A 12,025-nucleotide genomic window follows, 5' to 3' on the forward strand; every position below is an offset into this window, starting at 1 on the left:
GTTGCACGACTGATTGATTTTTAAACGTTAATTTTCATTAAATCGCTTAAGCTCAGTAAAGATTTTTAGTAGCTGAGCAAGATCCGGTTTTTGGTCTTTCATTTCTTTACCCTGCAAGTCATAGATACTAAATTGACCATTTTTATCCATATATAAGGTTGCATCATCCGTTGTGATCACGACATCGTTATCATCCCCAGTAATGATCCAAGGGAATTTACGTTCTGGGCTGAATAAATCCTCGCCTTGGCTGTAGTCATCTGGGGAGTTAGAGACATGCAGCAACCGTTGCATAATTGTTGTCAATACATCTTGATGACTGGTGAGCTTATCAATTTGCTGGCTAGGTGTATTCGGCCAATAGATAAATAATGGAACTTGCATTTTTTCACGTGCAAAACGTTTCTGATTAAACCAGTCAGTGGTTTCGGATTGCTCAGCACCATTATAATTCGCGGTAATCACCACGATAGTATTTTTCATCCGCCCATCACGTATCAATGTTTCAATAACTTGATTGATTTGGGCATCCGTTTGTTGACTACCTGGCTGGCCTTTTATGTTCAAAAATGAGAACCAAGGCGATTCATTTTTCAAATTAGTCAGCCATGACGTCCATTGTGTAATGGTCTGCGCGTCGCTATCGGCTGCTTTTGCTGGCAACGAATAATCCGCCAAGATAGCTTGACGAAACAGCGGTGAATTAAACCCATCGGTAGAGAACAGACCGAATTGATAGCCTTGATGTTGTAACGCCTGTATGAGTACAGAAGCATTACGTTCATTCAGAATATTATCAAAGTAGCTAGCGGAAATACCGTAGAACAGGCCGAATAGGGCCGTATCATTACGTAAACCAGTCGTATAATGGTTAGTAAACTCGGTACTCATATCTTTAAAGGCGTTCAACGATGACATGTCATCTTGCTGCTTTTTATCGCCTAAATCGTCCACCACAATGAGCAGTAAATTATAGCCTATACCTTGGTCATAGTAGCTAAGTGGTTTCAATGGGTACTGGACTTTTAACGCTGTAGGGCTACCTTGCTGGAATACACGATTTTGATGTTCGGATAAGTCTAACAGTCCATATCGGTCAAGGAGTTTTCTGGCGGTCATAGGCTGAGACAGTGGGTAGTTATAGCGCTGCATCGTGATAGGACGATAAAAATTGGCATCTGACCATGCATACATCAAATGAGACATAACAAAGGTCGCGATGAAAAATCCAGCTAAAGGCTTACCAAAAGTTTGTCGGTTCAGACTACGTAATTTTTGCCAACTCCAAGTTGCGAATAACATTTGCACTAAGAAGATGATCGGAATAACAATAAACATAAGTTGCCATTCACGTGCCATTTCCCCTTGTTCAGGGTTAATGACGAGATCCCATACTTGTGGTGTTAGATGCAGGCCAAATTGGCTAAAGACACGAATATCAAAGATTAACAATGTGGTGCCAGCAGTCGCAAGGGCAACACAAATTAGCCTCAGCAACCGCTGAGACATGACAATAAAGGTCAGTGGAAAAACGATGAGTAAGTAGCAAGCAAAGACAACGAAGCTAAAATGTCCTATCCAACTGACGAAGGCAAAAATACGCCCAGCAAGTGTGTCGGGCCAATCAAAAATAAACAGATAGCTACTACTTAGTCCCAGACTAAGTAGGATATTGAAAAGAGCAAACCAGTGCCCCCAACTGATCATCTGGGAGACTTTGTCACGGTAGCGCTGATGGGTCACCATACTGTTTATTTCATTATCTATTTAGTGGGATTTGTCATCTTTAACAGAAGACAGTAAAGCATTGGCGAATGAGTCTGCAATCATTTTACGCTGTGCTGGTGCAACTGACGTGTTGAGCAGATTGGTCACCATATTGCCTAACACCATAAGTGAGAGATCTACAGGAGTATGGTTTTTTTCTAACACGCTGACAAGTTCAGCAAGTAGAGTTTCAACTTTTTCATCGCTATAGCGAGATGACTGTGGCATAAATTCTGACATCCTAAATTAGTAAAAGCCCACCTATGATAGCGTATAGCGGGATGATTTTCTTCTTTCTTAGCAAGAAATTTATCTTTGAGTGATAATAATGCTTATTAAGATTATTCGAATGAGTATTAGTTCAGCATTTAGGTGTAAAAATAGGCGCAAATGACAGTTTCGGTTGCAGATAAATAGTATCAGTGTTTGAATACGCGCGAGAATATTTCTGCTTGAATAAGGAGCCTACAATGAGTCTGGAAATTTCCCAGATAGCTTTACATCAGTTGATTAAACGTGATGAACAGACACTTGAAGTCATGTTGCGCGATTCTTTATTGTCAACCGATAACGTTGTACAAGACATGATGGCAGAATTACACCGAGTATATAGCGCAAAAAGTAAAGCTTTTGGTGAGTTTAATGAAGAAAGCGAGCTGGCCGATGCGTTGAAACTGTTGCGTAAAGGTGAAGAAGAATTTCTTGGCTTTAGTCGAGCAATGACCGTGCGTTTAAAAGATGAATTGGCTAAATATCCCTTTGCTGAAGGTGGGGTCGTGTTATTTTGCCAATACCGTTATCTTGCTGTTGAATATTTATTAATCGCGGTGCTCAGTAGTTGCGATAGTATGTTTGTAACCGACAGCCTCGATTTATCGACCACGCATTACCTCGATATTCCTCATGCAGACATTGTTGCTCGTATCGATTTAACGGAATGGGAAACCAATCCCGAATCTACACGCTATTTGACCTTTTTAAAAGGGCGTGTTGGTCGTAAAGTATCTGATTTTTTTATGGATTTCTTGGCTGCGTCAGAAGGTTTGAATGCAAAAGTACAGAATAAAGGGCTAGTGCAGGCGCTCGATGATTTTTGCGATAATGCGCAAATGGATAAGAACACACGTCAAGCTTATCGTCAGCAAGTGCATGCATATTGTACGGAACAGTTACAATCCGGCGAAGAAATTGAGTTACAAGCACTGTCTAATGAGTTACCAATAGTAGAAGAACAGAGTTTTGGTGATTTTGCCCGTCAAAATGATTATCAGTTAGAAGACAGTTTTCCTGCGGATAGAGGCACATTAAAACAGCTGACTAAATTCTCGGGAAGTGGCGGGGGAATCACGATCAGTTTTGATGCGATGTTGATGGGAGAACGTATTTTTTGGGATCCAGTGACGGACACTCTGACTATTCGCGGTACACCACCGAATTTACGTGATCAGCTACAGCGTCGTGGTGGAAAATAAGTGTATGTTGAAAATAAATAACGCCGCAATTGCGGCGTTATTTACTCGGCGTCCCGATAAATTCTAAAGCTCGGCTTGTGGCTTTAATTAAACGCGCAGGAAGTCAATGTGCGTCACTTTTGGTTTGAACGGGTGACGTTGAACAGCCTGAACTTTGACTTTAGTTTCTTTACCATCGATAACCAGGTTCAGAACTTCATAAAATTCTGCTTTACCTTCTTGGTTAATCACTTCATCGTGGCTAAGAGTCACAGAGATAGCTTCTTGGTTGCCACCGTAAACGATAGCTGGAAGCTGGTTTGCTCTGCGCAGGCGGCGGCTCGCACCCTTACCCTGCTCTTTACGTGCAATTGCATTGATAGTTAACATTACTATTTCTCTATACAAGAAAAAAATAAAATCCTGCTACAGGCGACCCAGCAGCAGGTTCGATATTTGGCTTGGTGTTGTTGAAGTACGCTAATGCGAAACATCCAAGCGGGCGGCATTTTAACGGAAAATGCCTACAACGGCAATCATAATCTAATTAACATCAAGAATAGAGTTGGTCAGCAACGCGGAAGCGTCCTTGATAATCGAATATTTTTTGGCGGATCTCCCAATAGCTTTCTTTTTTACGAGCAACAATAAATTGCGGGTATCGTAATGCGGACTGTTGGGTAACGATATCATGGGCTGACGACCATTTGAAAGGAACGCCAGGCGCTCGTAAGTGTTCACGCAAGAAACGATGCTCAAATGCACGACGTTGTGGTGTTGTATGAAGGCGAAAACGTTCTGAGACAGAAGTACCATCCTCATCATAATAGGTGATTTTTAACCATTCACCTTTATTATCGCGACCTGTTGTCATCTCCATTCCACCACAACGTAAAATTAAAGCATCTTTTAGTTTCAATGCGGCTTTTAGCATATCGTCAGGATCCGATAGCACCTCATCACATTTTTGACAGCGTCGTGCAGCGATATCATTTTCTGCTCCACAGTGAGGGCATTGCTTAAAACGAAAACGAAATTCACATTGTTGCTTGTGTCCTAACGCATTTTCTTCCCAACCTTGGCAACGGCGGCCATAGTGCTCAATAATTTGGCCATCTTCTGTGCATTTTCCCCAAAAAGTATTCGCAAATTGACAGAGTGGACAAAAAACTTGTACAGGCACACTATTCGAATTAGGTTTGCTTGAACCAACTTCAGGGCGAAATAAGTCATGAGGATTACCCGCGTAGTCTAAAATCAAACACTGAGATTTATTAGGTGATAATCGCAAACCACGTCCAACAATCTGTTGGTATAAACTGACCGATTCAGTAGGGCGTAAAATGGCGATAACATCCACATGAGGGGCATCGAAACCGGTTGTTAATACGGAGACGTTAACTAAAAAATGCAATTGTTTATTTTTAAATTGTTGGATAATCGCTTCACGTTCCATCGCCGGTGTGTCTGCGGTGACTAAGGCGGCAGTATTTTGGGGGAGATAGCTGAGTACCTCTTTTGCGTGTTCGACAGTTGCAGCAAAAATCATGCAGCCTTGTCGTGGTGTCGCATAGTCAACGATTTGAGCCACAATCTTCGGCGTAATGCGTTTTTGTTTTTGGATAGAAAGATTGAGTTCATGTTCATTGAAAATGCCCGCGGAACTGAGTGACACCTTGCTAAAATCATATTGCAGTACAGGCATGTCGAGACGTTCAGGCGGTACTAAGAAATGATTTTTAATCATATAGTGTAACGGTAATTCGTAAATACATTCGCGGAAAAAGCAATTTTCATCACCTCTGACCATGCCATGATAATGATATTGGTAAATCCAGCCTGAACCTAGTCGATAAGGCGTAGCGGTCAGCCCTAGAATTTTTAGCATTGGATTATATTGGCTAAGGCTATTGATAATTTGTTGGTATTGGCTTTTTTTATTTCCGCTAATACGGTGGCACTCATCAATAATGACCAGTGAAAAGTTGTCATGAAAGCTTTCTAGGTTGCGCGCGACAGATTGTACGCTGCCAAAGACCACTTTGCTGTGGGATTGTTTACGATTTAAACCCGCAGCAAAAATATCCGCTTCTAGGCCATAAGCCCTATATTTAGCATGATTTTGTTCAACAAGCTCTTTGACGTGAGCTAACACAAGCACTCTTCCTCGAGCTAAGCGAGCAAGTTCGGCTATCACTAGGCTTTTTCCTGCGCCTGTAGGTAGCACAATAACAGCAGGTTGCGTGTGCTGGCGAAAGTAGTGAATCGTCGCATCGACAGCATCTTGTTGATAGGGGCGGAGAACAAAAGGCATATTATTCAGCATTAATTAAAAATAGTGAGTCTCTCAGTGTTAAATTTAGGTTAACACAATGGCATGAGCTAAAAACACCACATAATTTTGAGACGCTATCACTTGTGATTAGTTATTGATATAATAAAAGATGTGAGCATAATCACAATAACCTTTCAATTTTATTTCTAACAACTTGGCCGCTTTATAGGGTTGAGTTGCTATTCCATCAAATTAAGAGAATTTATGCGACTGGATAAGTTTTTGTCCCAGCAATTAGGGATTAGTCGGAGTCTGGTAACTCGCGAGCTACGTGCAGGAAAAGTCACTGTCGACGATGAAATTGTTAAATCAGGTGCGCTACAGATTAGCCCTGAACAATCGGTTGCTTATGAAGGCAGTGTTTTAGTCCATGTTACAGGTCCTCGTTATTTTATGCTGCATAAGCCTGAAGGCTACGTCTGTTCAACTGACGACCCGACACACCCGACTATTCTCTATTTTATTGATGAACCGTTAGCCGATAAGCTGCATTCGGCAGGACGCCTTGATATCGATACAACAGGGCTTGTGCTATTAACGGATGATGGTCAATGGTCGCATCGTATAACGTCACCTAAACATCATTGTGAAAAGACCTATCGGGTCGAATTAGAACACGATATTGCCGATGATGTCGCACAGCGCTTTGCTGAAGGCGTCATGCTTAATGGTGAAAAATATCCAACTAAACCTGCACAATTAGAAATAATCACGCCCAAAGAAGTCTTATTGACGATCAGTGAAGGTCGCTATCATCAAGTCAAAAGGATGTTTGCGGCTGTTGGAAATCATGTTTGTGGCCTACATCGCGAACGTATTGGTGATATATGGCTAGATGCTGAGTTGGCACCGGGTGAATATCGAGTGCTGACAGAAGATGAAATTAATAGCGTGACAGTTCCGCGCTAAATACCAAACGTAATACAAAAGAAGTTTAGTCATGCGCAGTTTATATACGCTTACTGTGTCATTGGCTCGTGCGCCTTAAGCGGAACGAGATAGGAGTTTAAAAGAGTGCAACAGCAGACATCATCCTACTTAGGATTGATATTAATATTAGGTTTATTATCGATGCTTATGCCTTTGGCCATTGATATGTACCTACCGAGTTTCTTAGCTATGGGTGAGTACTTCAATGTCGATGAAGGGCGCATCCAAATGACGCTAAATAGCTATATATTTGGCTTTGCGATAGGGCAACTGTTTTATGGACCAATGGCGGATAGCCTAGGACGTAAGCCTGTCATTTTAGGTGGTGTTATTGTATTTGCTATCGCATCGGCAGCTTGTGCACTTTCTGAATCCATCGATTCACTCATTCTGTTTAGATTCCTACATGGTTTTGCGGCAGCGGCAGCGAGTGTTGTGATTAACGCATTAATGAGAGATATGTTTACACGCGATGAATTTTCGCGAAGTATGTCTTTTGTCGTGTTAGTGATGACGATTGCGCCTTTACTTGCGCCAATTCTCGGCGGAGAAATGATGCGGTGGTTCTCATGGCACGCTATTTTCTGGAGTATTGCGATTGCTGCTGTTTTGGCTGTTATTCTAGTTAGCTTATTTATACGTGAAACGTTGCCTGTTGAGAAACGTCAGCCATTCCATTTAGGTAATACCTTAAAACAATTTGCGACCTTGTTTCGTGCAAAGCAGGTTCTATTTTATATCCTCGCAAGTTCATTTTCATTTTCAGGCATGTTTTCATTCTTGAATGCAGGGCCATTTGTCTATATTGAGCTTAACGGTGTATCTCCTCAAGATTTCGGTTACTTTTTTGGTATTAATATTGTTTTCTTATTTTTAATGACAACCTTAAATAGCCGTTATGTAAGACGCTTTGGTGCGGAGCATATGCTCTACCTTGGAATTATTGTGCAATTTACCATGGGTATTTGGTTATTAGCCACAACAGCACTTGATGTCGGTTTCTGGGCTTTAGTGCTTGGTGTTGCTGTCTATGTCAGTGGCATTGCGATGATCACGTCTAATGCGATGGCGGTGATTTTGGATAACTACCCACATATTGCAGGAACCGTATCTTCATTAGCGGGAACGATTCGCTTTTCGATTGCGGCGTTAATTGGCTCATTGATATCGTTGATTCCGGCTAAATCCGCGTGGCCGATGGTTAGCTCGATGGTCGCTTGTGTTGCCTTTTCTATGTTATTTGTTTTATTAGCTAAACGCGCTAAAAAATAAACGACGATCAGTTTCTATCATGTCAAGCGGCTTCTGTTGTTTTAAGCCGCTTACCTGCATTAATTTCAGTTAGTCACCATATTTATTTGAATAGTGTTAAGTAAAAATTAACTACTCGATAAAACCGAATTCATCCTCAGTAAAATTAGAATTTCTGTATAAAAATGATCTGGGTCAACTATCATTTGATTAACGTTTGTTAAATTTATGTATTAAACTAAGCTGATTGGAGTTAAGTGAAAAATTGGTTGAGATGATGATTTTTATTCAAAATAACTCAGTTTATTATTAACCTCCGTTTAGTTATGTAAAAAAAATGGCTAATAGTTAGTCTTAATGTTGAATTTCAATAGTAAAAAAAATTTAAAGTTTAACATTCTGGGTAAAAAAATTCGTATGCAAGGATTTGTGTCACAAAAATTTAACGACACGAGCAATAATTAATGTTATATTTAGGTATGATAATTTAACAAACACGTTACTTTTGTGAGTTGTAGCGAATTCGGTTTGAACGAGGTTTGATGAAGTTTACTGAGCTCTAAGGATTAACTTAGAGGAGGGAGAATCAAATTGCTTAGGAGTAGGGGGGATTTATGGAAAAAACTCTACTCAGCGTTGATTAGGTAAATGGATCTCGTTCAGCAAATAATATGATGGTTAGGTAGCAATAGGAATTTGTTGTGGAAAAATCAGGTCTTTCGGTAGTGCACAGGCTGCCGCAAAGCTACCGCTGGTTATCTGGAAAAATAGGGACTGATGTTGAAGTGGTACCTACAGATGATTTTGGTAGCGATAAACTTGTGGGGCTGAAATTACTCAGTCATGACTGTGCGACAGATTGCATCGCAATGAAGCAGTTATCAGAATCATTGTCTGAATTGCAAATTGAAAGTGCAATTTTAGAGTGGCAAAAAGAAGTTTGCCTCTTTATTCATGCAAATGATGAGCTTGCGGCAATGTGTCGCTTAAAGGCCGATGGCGTTGCTATTGCCGAGCTTGGATCAGGTTTCTATTCGTCTTAATAAAACCGTATTGAATACAATAAAAAAGCTTCCAGTTTTTAAACTTGGAAGCTTTTTTATTGGCAAGAGATTAATGAGATTTTACAGCTTATGAGCCATTAATAACACGACGGCCCGCGTAGTATCTTTTGCTCCAATACTCATTGGTCATTTCAGAAACGATAACACCGCTACTGGTAGAAGCGTGAACAAATTTATTATCGCCGATATAAATGCCAACGTGTTTCATGCGACGACCTGTTTTAAATAAAACTAAGTCACCTGCTTTTAAATTATTGCGTTTGACGCTCTGTCCTGAAGACTCTTGTTCCGAGGTGGTGCGAGGCAAAGCAACACCGAATTGTTCGATAAAGGTGCGCTGAACAAAACTTGAACAATCAATACCACTCTTTGTTGTACCGCCTAGGCGATAGCTGACCCCTTTCCAGTTAGCGTATTGGTCCATAATTTTCGATTTGGTATCGACGCTCTGGACGAGTTGTTCAAACTCATCTTGCGAAGCCATCGCTAAAGAGTCAGAAGAACCATTTAACATGCGAGGTTCAGAGTGGGGAGTACGTTGAGCATTCTTTGAAGAATTAGGGGTAGTACAAGCTGAAAGTGCCGCGGCAATCGCGATTGCTGGTATAATGCGCAAAATGTTGCGCTTAAATTTTTCAGATGTTGCCATTATTCTCGATATCCCTTGCCATTTTGTTTTGTGTTTTTCCACACAATAAACGTAAACTTATCCCTGTGAAAAACGCATTTTATCAAATGCAACACTAGCTTTTCACAGAAAGTGTTTAATACAGAACAACTAAACTTTGTATATGAATGTAAATAAACTGCACGCCGTAGAAGAAGATGTGTGATATGTAAACACAATAACAGCCAGCTAGGCAGACACTCATCGTTAAAATTTGGCAGTTGCATACTTATTTCGCCAAACATAGAGAGCATACATAAACAGAACTGAAATGGCGAGTTAATAAGGGGGTAATTTACAAAACATTATATTAAATACGAATAGAGTAAGGGTTTTGGCGGCTTTTTGTTAAAAAAATAGAACTTTAACTGTTAAGTGAACAAAGAATATAACAAAAATAACGATCTAGATCACATTTTAAGCTGGCTTGCTGCAATTATTAAGGATTAAGACACTCTTAAATGTAAAGAAGTTTAAATTTACTTAAGCTGACCAACTTAAATAGTGATGGCAAACTCATTATCGTTAACCATCACTATACTGTAGGCATACCAAGTTAGCGAGTTAGTATCTGCATGTTGGCGAGTTTAATATGGTATTCGTTATATATTCGTCGTTCAAAATCAGCAAATCGGCGAGAGAGTGTTGTTCGCGCTAGCGTTGACGAAAAATAATCGACGGGAATTAAATTTGCACTGCCGAGGTTATCAATGATCACAAATTGACCATGAGGCTTATAGCCTAATTGGTAGACAATATTGTAAGGCTTTAATGCCATTGTCACTATGGCGTCTTTAAATATCGTTTTTTTAAAAATATCATACGCAATTCGCATATTTTTTTGATGTTTTAAAAAATAGTTTTTATTTTTAAAAAAATAATCAAGTGTATTAGATACAGCCCCTGTTTTATCTTTAATTAACTGAAATACATAACCCGTCCCCATGTTTGTTTCCTGAGTACCATAATAATCGGAGATTGTCTCTGACGACGATTTATTTCGATAAATCCGTTTGTAATATTTTATTTCGCGTATCGTCTCTTTATCATCTCTATCTGCATGATGCACTTTTACGCATAAATCCTCACGTTCAGGATGATGATAACACGCTCGTTGCCGTCCACTGGCAATCAATTGCGATGGACTAAGTACGATAGGCTTTGCAAGTAATGTCTTCATATTATAGCCATTAAGTGAATGTGAATTAGGTCGACCAAGGCTGTTGCCTTATTTATAAAAATAAACAGGCTAATTTTAATGGATAAGAAAGAAGGAAAGTGGCAATCTGTGTGATCGCTTGTTATTTTGTGATCAGGCTATCTTATTATATTTTATTTCTTAGAGTTAAAGAAAAATAAAAAACTACGGCTATCAGTTAAATATCATTTCATTCATTCAAATTAGAATCTCGTCATTCAGTGATAAAAATAAAAAACAATTTAAATATAAATAATTTATTACAAATGACGATAACTTAATTTTTAATGGATGCTTTTTATGAAACTTATAGTCAATAAAATTTCCATAGCAGCAATATTGGCAATCACAGTCATTAACTATTCACCAATAGCACAAGCGAAAGAAAAAACAGTAATCGGTAGTGGCACGATTACATTTACGGGGGCTATCGTTGCATCGCCATGTCAAATCGGGACATATCAGGAAAATGTTCAAACCACTTGCTGGAACGATAGCGGTAAGCCCGTGACAACGCAAATCTCCCTAAAGACCTTAAAAAAAGGCACTCAAGAGCTGCCAAATAACAAAGGGACTCAAAGCTTTAAATGGATAGATAAAGCACAGACTCTGGGTGTGTATACACTGATATATAACTGATTTGAAAAGAGTCATATGATTTAAAGCAGCAAAGCGAATTCAAATTGTATAAAGTTCGAAAGCCCTATGGGCGTCCGCCCATAGGTGATAACAACAATTAATCGCAGCGACCCATATAACGACGCTCAGGAATATGGATACGAATTTTTTCGCCGCTGGTGAGGTATTCAGGAACTTGAACCGTTAAACCGGTAGCCATTGTTGCAGGCTTTGTACGTGCGCTCGCAGAAGCCCCTTTAATGGCGGGAGTGGTTTCTACGATGACCATATCGACAGTTTGAGGTAATTCGAGTGCAAGGACTTGACCATCCATTGTTAGCACTTGCATGCCAGGTAGGCCTTCTTCAGGAATAAACAATAATTCCTCTTCAATATCCGCACGTTTAAATAGATAAGGCGTATAGTCTTCATTGTCCATAAAGACATATTCATCACCATCGATATAAGAGAAACTAACAGCTCGGCGAGTGAGTGAGATAGTCTCTAAAATATCATCACCTTTAAAACGCTCTTCGACTTTTTGCCCTGTTTTAATGTCAGTAAAGCGCATTTTGTATAAAGTGCTGGCACCACGAGCGCTTGGCGCTTGAATATCAATGTCTTTAACCAACAACAGTTTGCCATTGTAATTCACTGCAAAACCGCGTTTGATTTCATTGGCCTTTGCCATATATAACCTTCTTGATTGTCTTCATAAAAGAGTGCGACAAAATTACTCGCAGA

The 12,025-nt window shown here is 39.9% G+C and carries 12 protein-coding genes; 5 read left to right on the forward strand and 7 right to left on the reverse strand.

The window, feature by feature from the left end; genetic code table 11:
* Positions 1-27 precede the first annotated feature (27 nt).
* Positions 28-1,746, reverse strand: coding sequence for an LPS biosynthesis-modulating metalloenzyme YejM (yejM, locus tag G3341_RS08730; protein WP_163861318.1), 1,719 nt, complete (start codon positions 1,744-1,746; stop codon positions 28-30).
* Positions 1,747-1,767: 21 nt separating this feature from the next.
* Positions 1,768-1,995, reverse strand: a complete 228-nt coding sequence (locus tag G3341_RS08735; RefSeq protein WP_154622300.1) for a YejL family protein — start codon at positions 1,993-1,995, stop codon at positions 1,768-1,770.
* Between the two features lie 242 nt (positions 1,996-2,237).
* On the opposite strand from G3341_RS08735, the gene yejK reads away from it, so the two are divergent.
* Positions 2,238-3,239: a nucleoid-associated protein YejK gene (gene yejK / locus G3341_RS08740; RefSeq protein ID WP_163861321.1), complete on the forward strand. Its 1,002-nt coding sequence runs from the start codon at positions 2,238-2,240 to the stop codon at positions 3,237-3,239.
* An 87-nt stretch (positions 3,240-3,326) separates the two neighbouring features.
* Here the strand turns inward: yejK and rplY are convergent, their stop codons facing one another.
* Both rplY and G3341_RS08750 read right to left on the reverse strand, forming a co-directional pair.
* Complete coding sequence (rplY, locus tag G3341_RS08745; protein ID WP_154622298.1) at positions 3,327-3,608, reverse strand: 50S ribosomal protein L25; 282 nt, start codon at positions 3,606-3,608, stop codon at positions 3,327-3,329.
* A gap of 163 nt (positions 3,609-3,771) precedes the next feature.
* The gene (locus tag G3341_RS08750; protein WP_154622297.1) at positions 3,772-5,532 is read right to left on the reverse strand and encodes a DEAD/DEAH box helicase; all 1,761 of its coding nucleotides are present in this window, start codon (positions 5,530-5,532) and stop codon (positions 3,772-3,774) included.
* A 225-nt stretch (positions 5,533-5,757) separates the two neighbouring features.
* Between G3341_RS08750 and rsuA the strand changes: the two genes are divergently transcribed.
* The 3 genes from rsuA to G3341_RS08765 all read left to right on the forward strand — a co-directional run bounded on the left by rsuA (position 5,758) and on the right by G3341_RS08765 (position 8,777).
* Positions 5,758-6,462 carry a 16S rRNA pseudouridine(516) synthase RsuA gene (rsuA, locus tag G3341_RS08755; protein ID WP_154622296.1) on the forward strand — a complete coding sequence of 235 codons (705 nt, stop codon included), beginning with the start codon at positions 5,758-5,760 and terminating at the stop codon, positions 6,460-6,462.
* A gap of 162 nt (positions 6,463-6,624) precedes the next feature.
* Positions 6,625-7,755, forward strand: a complete 1,131-nt coding sequence (locus G3341_RS08760; protein WP_244316511.1) for a Bcr/CflA family multidrug efflux MFS transporter — start codon at positions 6,625-6,627, stop codon at positions 7,753-7,755.
* A 680-nt stretch (positions 7,756-8,435) separates the two neighbouring features.
* Positions 8,436-8,777, forward strand: a complete 342-nt coding sequence (locus tag G3341_RS08765) for a hypothetical protein (protein WP_163861328.1) — start codon at positions 8,436-8,438, stop codon at positions 8,775-8,777.
* An 88-nt stretch (positions 8,778-8,865) separates the two neighbouring features.
* Here the strand turns inward: G3341_RS08765 and mepS are convergent, their stop codons facing one another.
* Together mepS and G3341_RS08775 are read right to left on the reverse strand one after the other, a co-directional pair.
* Positions 8,866-9,447, reverse strand: coding sequence for a bifunctional murein DD-endopeptidase/murein LD-carboxypeptidase (mepS, locus tag G3341_RS08770; RefSeq protein WP_154624342.1), 582 nt, complete (start codon positions 9,445-9,447; stop codon positions 8,866-8,868).
* Between the two features lie 574 nt (positions 9,448-10,021).
* On the reverse strand, positions 10,022-10,645 hold the full coding sequence (locus G3341_RS08775) for a YrbL family protein (protein WP_154635579.1): 624 nt from the start codon (positions 10,643-10,645) through the stop codon (positions 10,022-10,024).
* Positions 10,646-10,963: 318 nt separating this feature from the next.
* Between G3341_RS08775 and G3341_RS08780 the strand changes: the two genes are divergently transcribed.
* A complete protein-coding gene (locus tag G3341_RS08780; protein ID WP_163861331.1) occupies positions 10,964-11,302 on the forward strand; it encodes a hypothetical protein in 339 nt (112 codons plus the stop codon).
* A 97-nt stretch (positions 11,303-11,399) separates the two neighbouring features.
* On the opposite strand, the gene yeiP is transcribed toward G3341_RS08780, so the two are convergent.
* A complete protein-coding gene (gene yeiP, locus G3341_RS08785; RefSeq protein WP_154635581.1) occupies positions 11,400-11,972 on the reverse strand; it encodes an elongation factor P-like protein YeiP in 573 nt (190 codons plus the stop codon).
* Positions 11,973-12,025 lie beyond the last annotated feature (53 nt).

The organism is Providencia vermicola (assembly GCF_010748935.1).
Lineage (GTDB): Bacteria > Pseudomonadota > Gammaproteobacteria > Enterobacterales > Enterobacteriaceae > Providencia > Providencia zhejiangensis.

What these genes read in the sequence shown, in the direction of transcription:
- yejM (WP_163861318.1), bottom strand. Translation starts at nt 1,746, where the DNA reads ATGGTGACCCATCAGCGCTACCGTGACAAAGTCTCCCAGATGATCAGT.
- G3341_RS08735 (WP_154622300.1), bottom strand. Translation starts at nt 1,995, where the DNA reads ATGCCACAGTCATCTCGCTATAGCGATGAAAAAGTTGAAACTCTACTT.
- yejK (WP_163861321.1), top strand. Translation starts at nt 2,238, where the DNA reads ATGAGTCTGGAAATTTCCCAGATAGCTTTACATCAGTTGATTAAACGT.
- rplY (WP_154622298.1), bottom strand. Translation starts at nt 3,608, where the DNA reads ATGTTAACTATCAATGCAATTGCACGTAAAGAGCAGGGTAAGGGTGCG.
- G3341_RS08750 (WP_154622297.1), bottom strand. Translation starts at nt 5,532, where the DNA reads ATGCCTTTTGTTCTCCGCCCCTATCAACAAGATGCTGTCGATGCGACG.
- rsuA (WP_154622296.1), top strand. Translation starts at nt 5,758, where the DNA reads ATGCGACTGGATAAGTTTTTGTCCCAGCAATTAGGGATTAGTCGGAGT.
- G3341_RS08760 (WP_244316511.1), top strand. Translation starts at nt 6,625, where the DNA reads ATGCTTATGCCTTTGGCCATTGATATGTACCTACCGAGTTTCTTAGCT.
- mepS (WP_154624342.1), bottom strand. Translation starts at nt 9,447, where the DNA reads ATGGCAACATCTGAAAAATTTAAGCGCAACATTTTGCGCATTATACCA.
- G3341_RS08775 (WP_154635579.1), bottom strand. Translation starts at nt 10,645, where the DNA reads ATGAAGACATTACTTGCAAAGCCTATCGTACTTAGTCCATCGCAATTG.
- G3341_RS08780 (WP_163861331.1), top strand. Translation starts at nt 10,964, where the DNA reads ATGAAACTTATAGTCAATAAAATTTCCATAGCAGCAATATTGGCAATC.
- yeiP (WP_154635581.1), bottom strand. Translation starts at nt 11,972, where the DNA reads ATGGCAAAGGCCAATGAAATCAAACGCGGTTTTGCAGTGAATTACAAT.